General features: G+C 69.4%; 16 protein-coding genes. 4 read left to right on the forward strand and 12 right to left on the reverse strand.

The window, feature by feature from the left end; all coding sequences use genetic code 11:
* Window positions 1-20: 20 nt before the first annotated feature.
* The 6 genes from RR3_RS00210 to RR3_RS00235 are packed head-to-tail and all read right to left on the reverse strand — an operon-like array spanning window position 21 to window position 7,316.
* Window positions 21-1,355: a tyrosine-protein kinase domain-containing protein gene (locus RR3_RS00210; RefSeq protein WP_029539903.1), complete on the reverse strand. Its 1,335-nt coding sequence runs from the start codon at window positions 1,353-1,355 to the stop codon at window positions 21-23.
* Window positions 1,342-2,730, reverse strand: coding sequence for a hypothetical protein (locus RR3_RS00215; protein ID WP_064065912.1), 1,389 nt, complete (start codon window positions 2,728-2,730; stop codon window positions 1,342-1,344). The genes RR3_RS00210 and RR3_RS00215 overlap by 14 nt, the downstream gene beginning before the upstream one ends.
* Window positions 2,727-3,818 carry a CgeB family protein gene (locus tag RR3_RS00220; protein ID WP_010592931.1) on the reverse strand — a complete coding sequence of 364 codons (1,092 nt, stop codon included), beginning with the start codon at window positions 3,816-3,818 and terminating at the stop codon, window positions 2,727-2,729. The genes RR3_RS00215 and RR3_RS00220 overlap by 4 nt, the downstream gene beginning before the upstream one ends.
* Complete coding sequence (locus RR3_RS00225) at window positions 3,815-5,107, reverse strand: lipopolysaccharide biosynthesis protein (protein WP_010592930.1); 1,293 nt, start codon at window positions 5,105-5,107, stop codon at window positions 3,815-3,817. Before RR3_RS00225 ends, RR3_RS00220 begins: the two co-directional genes overlap by 4 nt.
* A complete protein-coding gene (locus RR3_RS00230) occupies window positions 5,104-6,258 on the reverse strand; it encodes a glycosyltransferase family 4 protein (protein ID WP_064065913.1) in 1,155 nt (384 codons plus the stop codon). Before RR3_RS00230 ends, RR3_RS00225 begins: the two co-directional genes overlap by 4 nt.
* A complete protein-coding gene (locus tag RR3_RS00235) occupies window positions 6,255-7,316 on the reverse strand; it encodes a glycosyltransferase family 4 protein (protein ID WP_064065914.1) in 1,062 nt (353 codons plus the stop codon). The genes RR3_RS00230 and RR3_RS00235 overlap by 4 nt, the downstream gene beginning before the upstream one ends.
* 231 nt (window positions 7,317-7,547) lie before the next feature.
* On the opposite strand from RR3_RS00235, the gene RR3_RS00240 reads away from it, so the two are divergent.
* On the forward strand, window positions 7,548-8,378 hold the full coding sequence (locus RR3_RS00240; RefSeq protein WP_064065915.1) for a glycosyltransferase family 2 protein: 831 nt from the start codon (window positions 7,548-7,550) through the stop codon (window positions 8,376-8,378).
* Between the two features lie 24 nt (window positions 8,379-8,402).
* On the opposite strand, the gene RR3_RS00245 is transcribed toward RR3_RS00240, so the two are convergent.
* A complete protein-coding gene (locus tag RR3_RS00245; RefSeq protein ID WP_064065916.1) occupies window positions 8,403-9,857 on the reverse strand; it encodes a sugar transferase in 1,455 nt (484 codons plus the stop codon).
* The gene (locus tag RR3_RS00250) at window positions 9,854-11,014 is read right to left on the reverse strand and encodes a class I SAM-dependent methyltransferase (RefSeq protein WP_064065917.1); all 1,161 of its coding nucleotides are present in this window, start codon (window positions 11,012-11,014) and stop codon (window positions 9,854-9,856) included. The genes RR3_RS00245 and RR3_RS00250 overlap by 4 nt, the downstream gene beginning before the upstream one ends.
* Before the next feature lie 62 nt (window positions 11,015-11,076).
* Here RR3_RS00250 and rfbC point away from each other — a divergent pair, with 62 nt between their 5' ends.
* Entirely contained in the window at window positions 11,077-11,631 is a 555-nt protein-coding gene (rfbC, locus tag RR3_RS00255) for a dTDP-4-dehydrorhamnose 3,5-epimerase (protein WP_010592924.1), read from the forward strand.
* A gap of 1 nt (window position 11,632) precedes the next feature.
* On the opposite strand, the gene RR3_RS00260 is transcribed toward rfbC, so the two are convergent.
* From RR3_RS00260 to RR3_RS00275, 4 genes are read right to left on the reverse strand one after another with little or no spacing between them, the layout of a single operon-like run.
* The gene (locus tag RR3_RS00260; protein WP_064065918.1) at window positions 11,633-12,673 is read right to left on the reverse strand and encodes an NAD-dependent epimerase/dehydratase family protein; all 1,041 of its coding nucleotides are present in this window, start codon (window positions 12,671-12,673) and stop codon (window positions 11,633-11,635) included.
* Window position 12,674: 1 nt separating this feature from the next.
* Window positions 12,675-13,328, reverse strand: a complete 654-nt coding sequence (locus RR3_RS00265) for a PIG-L deacetylase family protein (RefSeq protein WP_029539901.1) — start codon at window positions 13,326-13,328, stop codon at window positions 12,675-12,677.
* Window positions 13,325-14,119 carry a glycosyltransferase family protein gene (locus RR3_RS00270; RefSeq protein WP_010592921.1) on the reverse strand — a complete coding sequence of 265 codons (795 nt, stop codon included), beginning with the start codon at window positions 14,117-14,119 and terminating at the stop codon, window positions 13,325-13,327. Before RR3_RS00270 ends, RR3_RS00265 begins: the two co-directional genes overlap by 4 nt.
* The gene (locus RR3_RS00275; protein ID WP_017679531.1) at window positions 14,116-15,372 is read right to left on the reverse strand and encodes a class I SAM-dependent methyltransferase; all 1,257 of its coding nucleotides are present in this window, start codon (window positions 15,370-15,372) and stop codon (window positions 14,116-14,118) included. Before RR3_RS00275 ends, RR3_RS00270 begins: the two co-directional genes overlap by 4 nt.
* 248 nt (window positions 15,373-15,620) lie before the next feature.
* Between RR3_RS00275 and RR3_RS00280 the strand changes: the two genes are divergently transcribed.
* Both RR3_RS00280 and RR3_RS00285 read left to right on the forward strand, forming a co-directional pair.
* Window positions 15,621-16,082 carry a GyrI-like domain-containing protein gene (locus RR3_RS00280; protein WP_064065919.1) on the forward strand — a complete coding sequence of 154 codons (462 nt, stop codon included), beginning with the start codon at window positions 15,621-15,623 and terminating at the stop codon, window positions 16,080-16,082.
* Window positions 16,079-16,504 (forward strand): hypothetical protein, encoded by a 426-nt coding sequence (locus RR3_RS00285; protein ID WP_010592918.1) that lies wholly within the window; start codon window positions 16,079-16,081, stop codon window positions 16,502-16,504. Before RR3_RS00280 ends, RR3_RS00285 begins: the two co-directional genes overlap by 4 nt.
* Window positions 16,505-16,576 lie beyond the last annotated feature (72 nt).

Genomic DNA, 16,576 nt, shown 5'->3' on the forward strand with positions numbered 1-16,576 from the left:
CACCTCCGGGACCCTCGGGACTAGGGGGAGTAGACGAGACCGAGGTCCGGTTCCGCTTGCGTGCGCCGCTTCTTCGGCTGGGGGAACCGGCGCGCGCGTGCCGGGACGGTCGCCACCGCACCGACGAGGCCGGTTCCGGACGCGGCGAAGCTGTCCGCGGCAGCCCGTACCCGGGGTGCCTTCGTCGTCCCGAGTTCGACCACGGCGATCGTCGCGTCGCAGTGCGCGGACAGGCTCAGGGCGGCCGAGTCCGTGAGCACGGGGGCGGTGGCGACGAGGACGTAGTCGAAATGCTCCCCGAGCCCGGACAGGATGTCGGCGAACCGCTCGGACGTCAGCAGGTCCGGCGTGCGTTCGTCGGCGGCGCCGAGGGGCAGGACCGAAACTCCGGCCTCCGACCACGTCGGCAGCTCGGTCAGCGGCGGGTACTGGTCGCGCAGCCATTCCGCGATACCGGCGTAGGACTGCATGTCGAGCCGGCCCGTGACTCCGTCCCCGGAGGTGTCGGCGTCGATCAGCGCCACGCGGGCACCCGTGTCCGCCAGTGCTTTCGCGAGCCGGGCCGCGACGCACGGCTTCGAGCGCTCGGTGAAGCTCGTCAGCATCACCACCATCCGGTCCCGGTCACCGCGGGCGGCGGTGATGTGGGCCCGCAGGCGCCCGATGTCCTTCGCCGCGTCGGTGTTGCTGCGCGAGATCGTCCCGAGGATCGGCAGGCCGACGGTGCGGCCGAGCTGCTCCGGTGTCCGGATCGTCGGGTCGAACCGGTCCCGGAGGAACGCGAGGAGGAATCCGAGTCCGAGACCGGCGAGGACGCCGAGTGCGAGGATGCGCTTCGTGTCGGGGCCGACGGGTGCGCTGGGCAGCGGGGCCGGATCGATCACGGAGGCCCGGGCGGCGGGTGCCGCTCCGATCACCGTGGTCTCCATCTCCGCGACGAGCTGCGCGAACTCGTCCGCGACGGCCCGGGAGAGCTGCCGCGCGGCTTCGGGGGTGGTCTCGGTGACCGTGATGTCCAGCAGGGTCGTGGCCGGCGGGAACGTCGCCGACACCTTGCCCTGGAGCTCGCCCGGGGAGATGGTCAGCCCGAGCCTGTCGACCACCCGGTCCGCGACGGTGGCGCCCGTCGCGACGTACGGGTACGACGTGATGCGCTGCTGCGCCGCGAGACCGCCCTGGTACGAGTCGTTGACCGACGTTCCGGTCGCCATCGACACGTACATCCGGGTCGTCGACACGTACGCGGTCGGAATGGTCGACGCGTACGCCCACGCCAGGGCCGTGCAGGCGAGGACCGTCGCCACCACCGTCAACCATCTGCGCCGGATTATGCCCGTGTAGTCACTCAGTGCCATTGCTCCACCCCTTTGTTCGTACCCCGACGACTGTGCCGATTTCGTGTGGTGCCGAGACCGGGTCTTTCGCCGCGCCGGTGCGTGTGCGGTATTCGCGCACCGTCATGTCGACGAGCCAGATCAGCACTACGAGCTGGAGGGACTTGCCGATGACCTCCATGCTGCCGAGAATTCCCCGTTCGAAGAGGATCGGGGATGCCGTGATCGCCAGGCCCAGGCCGACGACCACGATGTGCCGCGCCTGCAGCGCCCGCACGCCGAGCAGGAGCAGGCCGAAGGTGAACAGCACCCCGGCCGCCACGCCCGCGTAGCCGGCGATGACGAAGCCCTCGTTGATGTTCCCGTCGGCGAGGGATACCGACACCCGGCTCATGTCCATGGACGACCCCCGTACCTCGGTGGCCCACGCCGTGCCGGATCGCAGCTTCTCGGTGCCGAGGAGTTGCGCGGGAATCAGGCTCTGGAGACCGTGCTGAACTACCTCGAACGGGGTCATCCACGGGCGCATGGTCATGTAGTAGCTGTCCGTGGCCGCCTCGAGCAGATCGAACCGCCGCAGGATGCTCAGATACGGCTGCACCCACGGCGGATACGCCGAATCTCGGGCCAGGACTTCGGATTGTATGTAGTCGGGCTGCTTGATCGACTGCAGCCACCCGAACCCGCCGATGCCCACCACGGAGATCACGGCGACGTACACCACGCGCAGTCGCGTCCAGCCGTACATGGCGAAGCGGACGGCCACGGCCATCGCGGCGCTCATGATCGGCGTCTTCGATTCGACCACGACGGTCCACAGCAACTCCACCGTCAGCAGCGCTGCGAGCAGTGCGACGGTCGTCCGGCGGTCCGCAGGCCGGATGAAGATGATCAGGCCGATCGCCCCGACAGTGGCGAGCTGGGCGACGAATCCCAGTATGGGATTGGAACTCTGGACGTCACCGGCCTGCCCCGTCGATCCGGTGAGGTACGTGACCGCGCGTCCGAGGAGACCGAGGGCGTACACGGCCGCCAGGGTGGGGACGAAGTCACCGGCGGCCGGCCGCGGTGCGGGGTGGTGCCGGCGAGCCCAGATCGCGTAGGCCACCACGGCACCGGCGTACACCCACAGGCCGAACGCCACCGGCTGCAGGACCTCCGCGATGCCACGGTCGTAGCCCATCGTGGCCAGCCGCGGGTCGGCGATGTTGTCCGCGTACCGTGGTCGCGGCTGCACCGCGAGCAACACGAGCGGACGCGCGATGTACGACAGGGTCCAGTAGACGGCCTGCGCGATCAGGAACACCCGCGCGACGCCGCGGATGTAGGCGGCCGCGACGACGATCGTGATCAGCGCGGTGCCCACGAGGACGAGTTCGATGCCGGGGCCGGTCACCGTGCCCCCTCCTGCACTCCGCGGTCGCGGTCCACCACGGCGGGTGCGAGCCCGGCGATGCCCGCGCCGGGCGAGCTCTCTCCGTCCTCCAGCACCGCGACGATCTCCGCCGCCCGGTCGACGTACCGATGGTGACCGGTGACGATCCGTCGGTGTCCGGCCTCGGCGATCGCGCGGGCTTGCTCGGGATGCTGTTCGCACCATTGCAGGATCTCGAGCAGCTCGTCGTCGTCGGAGAAGAGCAGGCACTCGCGGCCTTCCGCGAGCAGCGCCGCGTGCTCGTTCGTGCGCTGCCCGACGAACAACCCGCCGGCCGCCGGCACCTCGAACGTGCGGCACGTGTGGGTGTCGCGGTTGTCGGAGTTGAGGAACACCAGATTGGCCGTGATCGAGGCGACCGACACGGAGAAGTGCTCCCCGTACACCGGCCCGCCGACGACGGCGTGGGTGCGACGCAGTGCCGGCACGCGTCGCCAGCCGGGGCCACGGACGAGCATCCGCTCGCCGTAACGGCGGGCCAGGGCGACGGCGGTGTCGCGGCGGTCGGGCCGGCAGTTGCCGACGAATCCGACCAGGTACCGGCGCGGGTCCCGACGCGCCGAGAGGTGGTGCCAGGCCGGATCGTAGGCGCTCGGGACGAATTTCACCGCGCGGGCTCCGCGATCGATCAGTTCCGGCACGTTGTGCCGTTTCGTGGTGACCACCAGATCCCACTCGCGTTCGCACCGGAGGTAACCCGGTGACGTGTTGTACGGATTCGAGGCATCGTCGGGGCTGTAGTGCACGTGCAGGCGGGCCGGTGTGTCGAGCAACCGGCGCTGGTCGAGATGTACTGTGCGGAAACAGAACAGGAGATCGGGCCGGAAGTCCGCCGCAATCGACTCGATCCGGTGGTGCACGGCGTCGAGGTCCCACGGTGCGCGCTGTCCTCGGGTCTTCGAGTAGATCCACGGCGGCGAGAACCGCGCCGGGAGCGTCACGGAGGTCGTGTCCACGACGACCACGTCGTGTCCCGCCTGCCGGAAGCCGTCGGCCAGCGAGCGGGCGTTGCTGCCGACCCAGTCGTCGCCGATGTAGAGGATTCTCATCGTTTCTCCCCCCGGGGAACGGGGACGTCGGCGGCGTCGACGTCCGCTTCGGACGGCGCGGGTCGCCGTTCGCGCAGAGCCAGGTGCCGTGTCCGCAGGACGTACCACAGGGCCACGCCGAACTCGCAGGCGACGGTGCCGTACACGAGCGCCCACACCGAATGGGTCCGGAAGGCCATGTAGAGCGCGACGGCCGCGATGCAGGTGCCGATGATCGCGCCGATCAGGACGCCGGAGGTGTCCTCCCGCACCGGCAGTACCGCCGTCGTGACGAAGGAACTCAGTGCGGTCGCCGGCAGGATGAGGACCTCGACGCGAAGGAGCGGGACGGCGTCGGCGAAGTCGCTGCCGAAGACGAGTCGCACCGCGAGCGGCGCGGCGATCCACAATGCCGCGGTGACGAGGACGGCGATGCCGACGCACGCGAGCATCGCGAGGGTCGCGCGCCGCCAGAACCGAGCGCCGCCGCTGCTACGGGCCATGCGCGGCAGGAGCGCGAAACCGATCGGATCCAGCATGGACTGCACGGCCCGCACCAGGCGGTCGCCGGCCGAGTACAGGCCGAGCGATGCCGCGTCGAGCACGGCCGAGTAGATGGCCGCGGCCCCCTGCCCGTAGCTGACCACGAGCAGGCGGGAGGTGAACACGGGTGCGGCCATCCGGACGGTGGGAACGATCCGGCGCGGCCGCGCGGGACGTCCGTACTTGCGCAGCGAATCCCGCCAGGTGAGCGCCACGGTGAGGATCGACGAGACGAGCATGCAGAGCAATGCCACCGAGGCGCTCGGGAAGCGCGGGAGCACCACCAGCAACAGCGCGAGGTACGCGAGCCGGCCGGCCCCTTGGTAGACCGTCGAGGCGACGAACCTGCCCTGCCCGATCAACACCCAGTCCTCCGACACCGACCAGAAGCCTCCGGCGAACAAGCCGAGCAGGATCATGTGGACGTGGGGGTCGACGCCCAGCATCAGGCCGGCGACGAGCGCCGTGCCGAGGGTGCCGAGAACAGTGAGGCGGATGGTGAGATAGTCGCCGCGGATCTGGTTGACGTCCGAGTTGGGGACTTTCGCCGCCAGGAACTGGGTGATCCCGAGATCGACGAGGAGTGATCCGATGAAGTAGGCCGACATTCCGATCGCGAGCAGTCCCAGCCCTTCCGGCCCGAGGACGCGCGCGATGAGGGGGAGGGTCACGGCCGTGACGACGTACTGACCGTACTTGCCGAAGCTGACGAAGCCGATGTCCCGCACCAGCGCGACGGCCTTGTTCATTCCGCGTTCCTCGATCATGTGGCGTCCACCTCCGCGTGGGAGGGGACTCCGAGCGTGTCCAGGAAACGCGCCACCGCCCGCGCGGATTCGGTGATGTCGAAGCTCTCGGCGCGCTGCCGGGCCGCGACCGCCAACCGGCTGCGCAGGTCCGGGTCGCCGATCAGGGTGTCCAGCGCTGCGGTGAGCCCGTGTCGGTCACCGGCGTCGACCAGCAGTCCGTTCACTCCGGGATCGACGATCTCGGTGGGGCCACCCGGGCGGGAGGCGATCACCGCGCATCCGGCCCGCATCCCCTCCACCACCACCTGGCCGAACGGCTCTGCGATGACCGAGCAGTGCACGAGGATGTCTGCGGCCCGCATGTAGCCCTCGGGGTCGTCCACATGCCCGGTGAAGGTCACGGGTAGGTCGAGGTCGGAGGCGAGGCGTTCGAGTCGCTCGCGGTACGGTTCCTCGTCGAAGAACGTGCCGCCGACCAGGTAGATGTGCGCCGGACGCACTGCCGTTTCCGCGACGGCACGCAGGAACACGTCCTGTCCCTTCCACGGCGTCAGCCGTCCGACGACCGCGACGACCGTCTCCGCCGGTTCCCGTTGCGGCGGCCGCGGTGCACTCCGTGCCGGCTCGACGCCGGGATACGCCACGAGGGCGCACCGGCGCGGGATCAACGAGGACATCGTCGATCTGCTGTTGGCGATGTAACCGCGGCTGAGCGAGCGGCCCAGACCCCGGACGATCGTGGCGAGCACCGGACCGAAGTACTCGGCGGAGACCCGGTCGTGCACGTGCCAGATCAGGGGAACTCGCGCTCGGCGCGCCGCCACGGCGCCCATGATCAGTGCCTTCGAGCTCTCGGCGATCACCACCGTGGCACCCCGCTCGGCAGCCACGGCTCCCAGCTCCCATCCGAGCCGGACCAGCCGAGCGGCACCGGCGAGCAACCCGGGCAGGGTGGGATCGGTGACCGTCATCGCCCGGCTGTCGAACGTGCCCTGCAGGATCGTGGTGCCGACGCCGACCGCTCGCAACCGCTCTGCCATCGGACCGTCCTGGGCGAAGGCCACGGCCACGTCGACACCGAGGTCCCGTAGCGCCTTCGCCAACCGGGCGGTGGCGATCTCGGCGCCGGACGGTGCGGCCGTGTGGGTCACGAAGAGCGCGCTGGTCACGACACCAGCTCCGCGTACAGCGCGACGTGCCGCTGGGCGGCCACGTCCCAGGAGTAGGTTTCGGCGTGGATGCGGCATCCCCGTCGCCCCGGCACCCGGCCCGAGAGCGCACCGGCGATCCGGTCGGCCAGGGCCTCGGCGTCGCCTGCGGGCACGATCAGCGACGGGTCGAGTCCGCGCACGGCGTCGGGCAGACCGCCGCAGTCGGTGACGACAGGGGCGCGGCCCGCAGCCAGCGACTCGAGCGCGATCAACCCGAAGCCCTCGAGTGCCACCGACGGCACGACCGTCGCGGCGGCCTGCTCGTACAGGTGTGCCAGCCGCGCATCGTCGGTGCGGCCCTCGAATACGACGGAATCGCCTACCGCGGACTCGGCGGCCTGAGCCCGCAGCGCGGCCTCCTCGGTGCCGGTGCCGACGATCACCAGGCGGGCGTCCGGATGTGCGGCGACGACGCCCGGCCAGGCGCGGAGAAGGACGTGCACGCCCATCCGCCGCTCGAGCCGGCGCACACACAGCACCGTGCGTGCGGAACCCGGGACGTCCGTCGCACGGAAGCGGTCGAGGTCGACCCCGGGCGGGAGGACCCGGATGCGGTCCTGTGGGACGCGGTACGAGTGGACGAGTACGTCCCGGAAGTGTCCGGACAACACCACGTACCGGTCGGCGCCGGCATATCGCGCGCGCTCGAGCTGGTACTTGGCGCGTGCGGCGATCTCGCTGGATCCGGCCAGGCGGCTCTCCGCTGCCCACGGCCCGTGGAAATGCACCACGAGCGGGTGCGGGCCGCGCCGGCCGACGGACGGACGCCCGTAGAGGCTGAAATGCCGGTCGATGATCGCCTGGCGGGGCAGCGCGGTGCGGTCCCGGAAGGCGGCGCAGGCTCGGCGCAGCGTCGATCCGCCCGTCGGGCCCCAGCTCTGCCCGCCCGTTTCCGGGTCGCCGAACGCGATCGCGGACACGTCGACGCCCGGCCGGTGGCGCAGGGCGCGGTACAGGTCGGTGAAGTACCGGTTCAGCCCGCCGGGTGCCGTGGCGAACCACTCGGATCCGGTCATGTGGATCCGCAGCGGCGGGCCGGGCCGACGATCGGAGGTAGGGGCGGAGGGTGTCACGGCGACACCGCCGTCGGCTGCCCGGCGTCCGCGAGGGGTCGAGGGAATGCGGTGCGATCCCGATTCGAATGCGGGTACGCTCCGACGCAGGTCCGAGCCGGCACCCCGCACGATCCGCCGCCTGGGTGGTGACGCCCTTCCGGCGACGGAACTCGAACGTCACGGAGGGTTCTCATGACCGCTTCGATCTCTGTCTGCGTCCCCGCGTACAACGCAGTCCGCACTCTCGACGCGACCATGCGCTCGATCCTCGAACAGGACGCCGACCTCGACGTCCTGGTGCTGGACAACGCGACCGAGGACGGCACCGCGGACATCGCGCGCTCGTTCGACGACTCCCGCGTCCGGGTGGTCCGCAACGACGCGGTGCTCTCGATCGGCGACAACTGGAACAAGGCCGTGTCCCTGTCCGGCGGGACGCTCGTGAAGATCGTGTGCGCCGACGACCTGTTGCGTCCCGGGTCGATCGAGGCACAGGCGAGGGTGATGGCCGATCCGACCGTCGCGCTCACCTCCGCACGGTTCGACGTCATCGACGAAGCCGGCGACATCCGGGAGAGCGGGCTGGGCATCCCCGGACTCGAGGGCCTGCACACCCCGCGCGCCCTCATCGGCACGATCGTGCGCCGCGGGCCGGCCGACTTCGGTCCCACCGCCGCCGCGATGTTCCGGCGTGAGCACTTCGACCGGGTGGGCGGCTTCCGGGGTGACCTGGTGTTCCCGATGGACGTGGACCTGTTCGCCCGGGTCTCGACCTTCGGGATGTTCTTCGGGATGTCCGAACGTGTTGCGGCATGGCGTGACTCGACGTTCAACCTGTGCAGCCGGACGTCCTCGCTCAGCAAGCTCACGGACATGATGCGTTTTCACCACCGAATCGCGAAGGACTACCCGGACCTGGTGTCCCGGAAGGACGTGATCGCCGGGGACTCGCGCCTCGTGCGGGCCGCGTTCGAACGGTTGTCGGCGCGGTCCCGGGGAATGCTGGCGACACTGCGACGTTGACGGCACGGCCGCTCCGGGTGTCCATCATCGTCCCTTCATCGAGAGGACCGCCGAGACGGTGCGCAGCATGATCTTGAGGTCGAACCACAGCCCCCAGTTCTCGATGTAGAAGTTGTCGTACCGGGCCCGCGAGACGATCGACGTGTCACCACGCAGCCCGTTCACGGCCGCCCAGCCGGTCAGGCCGGCCGGAACCCGGTGTCGTGCCGTGTAGCTGGGGATCGTCGCACCGAACTTGTCGACGAAGTGCGGCCGCTCGGGCCGGGGCCCGACGAGAGTCATGTCGCCGCGGACGACGTTCCACAGTTGCGGCAGCTCGTCCAGCGACGTCGCGCGCAGTACCTTGCCCACGCGGCCGAGGCGGGCGTCACCGGCGATGCACCAGTTCGTGGCGGATTCGTCCTCGTTCGCAGGCTTCAGGGTGCGGAACTTCAACAGCTCGAAATCCCGGCCGTCCAGGCCGATGCGTCGCTGCCGGAACAGGATCGGTGCCGATCTGTCGGAGAACCAGACGGCGGCAGCGGTCACCACCAGCAGCGGCGCCAGCACGACGAGCGCGACGGCGCTGAGGACCCGGCTCGTCCACAACTTGATTCCCCATGTGAGCGAACGGTGCGCCGCACGGCGGACCCGCGTGAGGGGCATCGCCCCGATGCGCTCCATGTCCCCGCTCACGGCCGCCATCTCCCACAGTCGGGGCACGACGTAGATCTCGCAGTCGAGGCGGTCGCACTCGCGCAGGATCTTCAGCATGTCGCAGTCGCGAACGAGGGAGAAGGCGAGGATGGCCGTGCTGATCTGCTTGGCGGTGAGAAATTCTCGCAGGTTTCCACTCAGTGGCAGGACGGGTACGTCGAGGCGGCGCACGGTATCGGGCCGGGGGTCGTCGTCGAGAAGACCCACCAGTTCGAGTCCGCACGACGGCTCGCCGGCGATCTCGTCCGCCAGCATCGCGGCGATCTCACCGCCCCCGACGATCACGGTGCGGCGCCGGTGACGCGCGTTCCGCCGGACACGCCGCTCGGCGGCGTAGGCGGCGGTACGGGAGAGCGTCACGACCGTGAAGGCGACGGCGGTCACCTTCACGGCGCCGAAGGACGGTCCGTAGGGTGCGAGTGTCAGCGCCGTGACCACCCCGGCGAGGGTGACGGCGGCGAGCATGCGTGGCAGGTCGTCGAGCACCGAGAGCGTCAGGTGTGCCCGGTAGGTGCCCAGGATCGTCATGAGCAGGACGAGCAGCGCGGCGCTCGCGACCGGTCCGCCGGCCGCGGTGAGCGCGAAGACCACCGAGAGCACCACCAGGTCCGCGGTCAGTGGGAAGAAGTCGATGTGCGCCCGCAACCGAGCGGCGAAGTGCCGTGGGGTGATCGGCCCCGCCGCGGCGTCCGAACCGGAGGCCGGCAGGGCGCCGCGGGGCTGCACGGCCTGCGGCCGGTGGAGGAACACGGCCCGTGGGCCGCGGCGCGCGTTGGTGGTCACGATTGCACCTCGCTTCCGGCGCCGGTGGTCACCCGCGCGGCTCGCAGGCCGTGCGTCCCGCGTCGCGGCGCCGCATGGTCGGCCGGGATCATCCACCGTCCGTCGAGTTCCGGATAACGCCGCCGCACCTCTGGCAGCAGGTCGGGCAGGGTCAGGAGCACGCGATCCGGCCGTAGGCGCAGCAACTGCTCGGGAGAGATGATCGGCACGTCGGTGCCGGGCATCCGCCGGCCCTGCTTGGCGGGGGAGGCGTCTGCGACCCCCGCCACCAGGTGCTGATCGAGGCCGGCCCGGGCGAACAGCGCGACCGCGCGGGACGCCGCGCCGTAGGCGTAGACACGCCGTCCCTGCCGCGCCATCGCCTGCAGGCAGGTGCGCAAGGCAACGGCCTGCTCGTCGGCGGCCCGCTGCAGCGCGTGCACGGCGACGGGTTCGGTGACGCCGACGGCCTTCTCGTCGGTCAGGATCCGGCGGGCGGCGAGGGACAACGGCCGGCGCGCGTGGGTCGCGGCGACGAGGACGGTGCCTCCGTAGAGGTCGAAGGTCCAGGCGTCGGCGACGTGGAGGCCGACGTCGGCGAGCAGATGTCGCAGTGCGGTCAGCGAGTAGTACGCGAAGTGGCCGTGCCGCAGCGCCGTCCACTGCCGTTGCCGCACGATCGTGGCGAGCGAGTGGAACTGGAGCAGCAGGACGCCGTCGGCGGTGAGGGCACGGGTGCGTTGCCGGAAGGCGGCGTGCTGGTCGGGTTCGTGCATGATCCCGAAGCAGTCGAGTACGAGCGAGGCCGGACGCCGGGTGGGCACGATCTCGTATCCGCGGTCGGTGAGCAGCGGCAACCAGGTGCCGCCGTGGGGGCTTCCGAACTCGGCGACCGTGCGGCCCGTGAGCCAACCGGCGTCCGCGACGTCGCGGACCGCGGCGGCGGCCTGCTCGCGCAGGGCGTGCGGTTCGACACCGCGGGGTTCGTCGGGGACGGTGTCGTCGTCGGCGAGCTGCGCGAGGCCGCAGCCCCGGCACAGGGCCATCGCCAGCGGATGCGACGTCTCGGCCGGGGTGACGAGGGTCCCGGCGAGGGGGAAGTGGTCTGCTGCGGGCATCGCACCGAGATCGAGAACCTGTTCGACGTCGGCGCCGCCGCAGCCGCGGCAGGTCGTCATGTCGGCACCCCTTCGGGTCCATTCGGGTGCCGGGGCCACGGAAGGTGCGGGAGAATCGTCGGGTGCGTGTCGAAACGACGGAGTTGCGCGACGTCCTGGTGTTCCGTCCCGAGCCGTTCCGGGACGGACGAGGCCTGTTCACCCGCACATTCGATGCCCGGCTCTTCGACGAACAGGCCGGATCGACCGGCGTACGTGCTTCCGACTTCCTGCAGGATTCGCAGTCCCGATCCGTGCGCGGGGTGATGCGTGGCATGCACGGTCGATCCGGGCGCGGCGAGGCGAAGCTGGTGCGGTGTGCCCACGGCGCGGTCCACGACGTGCTCGTCGACGTCCGCCCCGGATCGTCCACCTTCGGTCGGCACCAAGCGTTCCGGCTCGACGACGTCGAGTTCGCGAACCTGTTCGTCCCACCGGGATTCCTGCACGGTTTCCAGGCGCTGACGGACATTGCCGACGTGTGCTACCGGATCGACCGGGCGCACGATCCGGCCGAGGATGTCGCGGTGCGTTACGACGATCCGACCCTCGCGATCGCCTGGCCGCTGCCGGTCAGCGTGATCAGTGCGCGGGACGACGCCGCAGGCACCTGGTCCGATCTTCTCGCCTCGCTCTAGTTCACGCATCCGAGACCCCGATCCGCTGGAATCGCAGCGTCGAATCGAGCTCGCCCGTCTCCTGGAGGCGGCTCAGATGCGCGAGCCGGGTGAAGCGCGCGGCGAACGCGTCGGCGGTGAGGCCGTATCGGCGATAGCTGTGGTACAGCTCCGCCGCGCCGTCGCGCACCGTCCATCGAGCCTCGTACCCGTCGAAAGCTCTACGGACAGCGGAGAAGTCGACGCGGTACGACCGGGGGTCGGGGCCGCTCTCGCCGGTGATGGCAACGATGGCGCCGGGAACGGTGTCGGCCACGGCCTCGGCGATCTGGGCGACGGTGACGTTGTTGGCCTCGGTGCCCACGTTGAAGGCCGCGCAGTGCACGCGCTCGGTGGGTGCGACGAGGGCGTGCGCGAAGGCCTCCGCGATGTCCTGTGCGTGCACGAGCGGCCGCCACGGCGTTCCGTCGGAGAGCACGCGGACCTCGCCGGTGAGGTACGCCGAACCGGTGAGGTTGTTCAGGACGATGTCGGCGCGTAGCCGTGGCGAGAACCCGAATGCGGTCGCGTTGCGCAGGAACACGGGGGAGAAGCCGGAATCGGCCATCGCGGCGACGTCGTCCTCCACCCGCACCTTGCTTTCCGCGTAGGGCGTGAGCGGGCGGAGCGGTGCGTTCTCGCCGACCAGGTCGTCGCCGGCGGAACCGTAGACCGAGCAGGTCGAGGCGTAGAGGAACCGGCGCACACCCGCGGCTTTCGAACACCGGGCCAGCTGCACTGATGCCTGATGGTTGATCTCGTAGGTGATCCGGGGTTCGAGGAAGCCCAGCGGGTCGTTCGACAGCGCGGCGAGGTGGATCACGGCGTCGAAACCCGAGAGGTGGGACGCGGTGACGTCTCGCAGGTCGAGGCGCAGGGCCGGCGGCTCGTCGGGCGCGGGGCCGAGCAGGCAGTCCGCGAACAGACCCGAGTCCAGGCCGGTCACCTCGTGACCGTGGGAGCGGAGAACCGGCACCATGATCGACCCGAGATACCCCTGATGACCCGTGACGAGGACGCGCATGTCATGCCTTTCCGAAGCGGAGGGTGGCCTTCTCCAGGACGAATGCCTCGGCGTGCGGACGTCGGCACTGCACACCGCGGAGGCGGGACAGGCCCAGGAACGCCTGTTCGTCGAACCAGTCGTGACCGGCCTGGGATGGGTAGTACTTGAGGAGGATCCGGGCCTTCTCCTCGGCGACCTTGCGGGTCAGCGGGTGGTAGATCGCCGGGTGCGGGGTATCGGCCTCCCACTTGAGGATCTCGTAGCCGAGCACGAGGTGGTCACGGAAGACCGTGGGGACCAGTTCCGACAGCAACCGGTGGTCCTGGTGGGCGTCACCGCGCTGTGGTGTGAACACCACGTCCGGCTCGCAGGTGTGCCGGAAGGATTCGAGGGCGGTCTTGATCGCGTCCCAGTACGCGGGGGCTCGGCCGTCCGGAACGTCGAGGACCGTGAGCTCGACGTCGGCCCCGGGGCACAGTGCGGCCAGCGCGTGGCGTTCTTCGATCTCGCGTCGCGAGTCCTCACCCGACAGCACGAACGCGTGCACCCGTGGGGGGATCGGCGCCGATGCGATCAAGCTCAGCAGCGTGCCACCCATCCCGATCGCGATGTCGTCGCAGTGCGCGCCGAGCACCGCGATCTCGCGGACGTCGAGGACGTGCAGGTCGATCACGATGTCACCACCGCCCGCGCCGTCTCCCACACGGTCCAGGGATGGATGCCGCGGGCGTAGTTGTCGTCGAGCTCGGCGCGTTCCTTGAACGTGTCCGCCGGCTTCCAGAAGCCGTTGTGCCGATAGCCGTACAGCCGACCCTGCCCGGCTAGGGTGCCGCAGACGTCGGCGACGAGGTCGCCCCCGGGTGGGAGCAGATCGAAGATCTCCTGACTCAGCACGAAGTACCCGCCGTTCTCCCAGATCGGGAAACGGCTGACCGGAACGATCTCCTTGATCTCGCCGTTCTCCGCCACATCGACGCAGTGGAACGACGACTGCGGGGGGACGACGAGCATCGACGCCGTCGCGCCGGACCGGTGGTACCGCTCGATCATCACGTCGAGGGGAGCGTCGGTGAGCACGTCCGCGTAGTTGGCGAGGAAGTGCGAGTCGTCGCCGAGGTGCTCGCGCACGCGGCGCAGGCGCTCGCCGATCGCGGATTCGAGACCGGTGTCGACGAAGGTGATCGACCAGTCGCTGATGTCGGTGTTGAGCAACTCGACCCGATTGTCGTGGAGCACGAAGTCGTTGGACTGTTCCTCGTGGTAGTCGAGGAAGAAGTCCTTGATCTTGGCCGCGCCGTAGCCGAGGCACAGGACGAACTCGGTGTGACCGTAGTGGGCGTAGTACTTCATGATGTGCCACAGGAGCGGCCGCGGGCCCACCATCTGCATGGGCTTGGGAATTTCGTCGGTCCGGTCGTTGCGCATCCGCATGCCGTAGCCGCCGCAGAACAGAACGACTTTCATACCGTGATCCTCCTGACGAAGTCGGCGGGGCCGATGGTGGTGTGCAGTTCGGGGAGCGGGAAGACGAGCCGGCCGCCCCAGGCGGAGATGTACTGCAACTGGGTCGTCAGTTCCGCCGCCAGATTCCACGGCAGGCCGACGACCACGTCGGGCCGGTCCTTCTCGAGCTGTTCCGGCGGCAGGATCGGGATCCGGGCGCCGGGGGTGTAACGCCCGTGCTTGTACGGGTTGCGGTCGACGGTGTACGCCATCAGGTCCGGGCGGATACCGCAGTAGTTGAGGAGGGTGTTTCCCTTTCCCGGTGCGCCGTAACCGACGACGGACAGGCCCTGATCGTGGCAGTCGAGGAGGAAGCGCAGGAGGGTTCGGCGAACGGAACGGGCGCGGGCTTCGAGTTCTCGGTAGCCCGCCGTCGTGTGGAGACCGGCCCGGCGCTCTTCCTCGAGCACGGCTTCCACCCGTGTCCCGGGGGGACCTGCGACCTCGTCCGGCCGGGCCCAGAGCCGGATCGATCCGCCGTGGGTGCCGAGCAGTTCGACGTCCACGACCGACAGACCGCCGGTGGCCAGCGCCCGCATCGCGGACAGCACTGTGTAGTACTGGAAGTGCTCGTGGTAGACGGTGTCGAACTGCGCTTCGCGGACCAGGTTCAGCGCGTGGTGCACCTCGATGGAAATCCAGCCGTCGTCGGCGACGAGGGTGCGCAGCGATCGGGTGAAGCCGAGCAGGTCGGGGATGTGGGCGTAGACGTTGTTCGCCACGACCAGGTCGGCCGGCCCGTACTCTTCGCGGATGTCCTCGGCGAGTCCCTCGTCGAGGAATGCGGTGACGGTGGGGACGCCGATCCCACGTGCCGCGGCGCCGACGTTCACCGACGGTTCGATGCCCAGGCACGGGATGCCGGCCGCGACCGCGTGCCGCAGCAGGTAGCCGTCGTTGCTGGCGACCTCCACGATCGACGAGTCCGGTCCGAGCTGCAGGTCGCGGACGGCGGTCTCGACGAACTGCCGGGCGTGGTCCACCCACGAGTCGGAGAACGACGCGTAGTAGGCGTACTCGGTGAAGGTGTCCTCGGGTGTGATGAGTGCCGGGATCTGCAGCAGCAGGCACTCCTCACACAATCGCAGGTGCAGGGGGTAGGTGTTTTCGGGCAGGTCCAGCTCGTCGGCGGCCAGGAAGCGCTCACACGGCGGCGTGGCGCCGAGATCGAGCACGCTGAGGAGCCGGTCCGATTCGCACAGGCGGCACTTCATTGATCACACCCCTCGGGCAGTCGGCCGGGACCGTGCGACGAGAATTTTCGCAACATCAGGTCCGACTAGACAAGGTAATCATACCTGGAGGATGAATGAAAGCCTGTAACAAACCGAAAGATTGTTTTGCTTGCTGTTTGGCGCCAGTTGGTAGACACCCCTAGACTCGGAACCACTCACACCCTCACTCGTGGGTCGGGCACGCAGGGGTGTCGAGGCGTACCGTGAGATCCTGGGGAGGTCGCCCGATGTCGTTTCAGATCGTGCAGCGTGAACAGACCCTCGTCGCCGGCCTGCCCGTGCGGAGCCCGCGCCGGGCTCTCGGCAAGGTTCGCGACCGGGCGCTCGAACGGGCCTGGTCGGCGGTGCTCAAGCAGGAGCTCGGTGGGCCGCTGGCCTCGGCCTACACCGATCACGCGGTCGACATCGACTCCTACTACACCCAGACGGTCGGATACCAGTGCGAGTCGCTGGATCAGGTGACCGAAGGTCATCTCGTGGCCTGTCTGCCCGCCGGGACGTACGCGAAGTTCTCCTCGACCGGCACGTTTCCCGGCGTCTTCATCGATCTGTGGAACCAGATCCGTGCCGCCGAGGAGGCGGGGGAGGTCGTCCGGTCGTTCACCGGTGACTTCGAGTTCTATCCCCACGCGTACCGCATCGATATGTACGTAGCGATCCGGACTCCGGAAAAGGCTGGTGCGCAATGAGTTTCGAACTCACCAAGCTGCACGACCACTATGTGGGGGGGCTGGTTCTGCCGGGGCTCGAGCCGGGGTCGTCCGGTCAGCGGTCCGAACTGCTGACCTTCACCGAGGACCGCATTCGCGCGCGCGGCATCGGCGCGGTGGTCGTGGTCTACATCTGGCACCCCGAGGTCGGCTGGAATGCGGTGGTCGGCCGTCGCTGCGACGGACTGTCCGACCTGACGGCCGGGGACTCGCTGGTCCGGGTCCCCACCGGATACTTCGCCCGCTTCGTTCCGGACAGCGACCACTCCGATCCCGTCGAGGACGTGTGGCACCAGGTCGAGATCGCCGAGAAGGAGGGGCGGATCGAGCGGGCCTACCGGGAGGAGGTGGCTGTCATCGGCCCGTCGGGAGAGACGGAACTCTACATATCTCTGGCTTGAAGAAGGCTGTGGCGAACACCCCGATACTGCATACTCGATTCCATACAGCCACATGTATGACCCGTGCTGTCC

The sequence above is a fragment of the Rhodococcus ruber NBRC 15591 genome, assembly GCF_001894945.1.
GTDB classification, from domain to species: Bacteria; Actinomycetota; Actinomycetes; order Mycobacteriales; family Mycobacteriaceae; genus Rhodococcus; species Rhodococcus ruber.

Bases quoted from the DNA above. Each gene is read 5' to 3' on its own strand.
- RR3_RS00210 (WP_029539903.1), bottom strand. From the start codon at position 1,355: ATGGCACTGAGTGACTACACGGGCATAATCCGGCGCAGATGGTTGACG.
- RR3_RS00220 (WP_010592931.1), bottom strand. From the start codon at position 3,818: ATGAGAATCCTCTACATCGGCGACGACTGGGTCGGCAGCAACGCCCGC.
- RR3_RS00225 (WP_010592930.1), bottom strand. From the start codon at position 5,107: ATGATCGAGGAACGCGGAATGAACAAGGCCGTCGCGCTGGTGCGGGAC.
- RR3_RS00235 (WP_064065914.1), bottom strand. From the start codon at position 7,316: ATGACCGGATCCGAGTGGTTCGCCACGGCACCCGGCGGGCTGAACCGG.
- RR3_RS00240 (WP_064065915.1), top strand. From the start codon at position 7,548: ATGACCGCTTCGATCTCTGTCTGCGTCCCCGCGTACAACGCAGTCCGC.
- RR3_RS00250 (WP_064065917.1), bottom strand. From the start codon at position 11,014: ATGACGACCTGCCGCGGCTGCGGCGGCGCCGACGTCGAACAGGTTCTC.
- RR3_RS00260 (WP_064065918.1), bottom strand. From the start codon at position 12,673: ATGCGCGTCCTCGTCACGGGTCATCAGGGGTATCTCGGGTCGATCATG.
- RR3_RS00270 (WP_010592921.1), bottom strand. From the start codon at position 14,119: ATGAAAGTCGTTCTGTTCTGCGGCGGCTACGGCATGCGGATGCGCAAC.
- RR3_RS00275 (WP_017679531.1), bottom strand. From the start codon at position 15,372: ATGAAGTGCCGCCTGTGCGAATCGGACCGGCTCCTCAGCGTGCTCGAT.
- RR3_RS00280 (WP_064065919.1), top strand. From the start codon at position 15,621: ATGTCGTTTCAGATCGTGCAGCGTGAACAGACCCTCGTCGCCGGCCTG.
- RR3_RS00285 (WP_010592918.1), top strand. From the start codon at position 16,079: ATGAGTTTCGAACTCACCAAGCTGCACGACCACTATGTGGGGGGGCTG.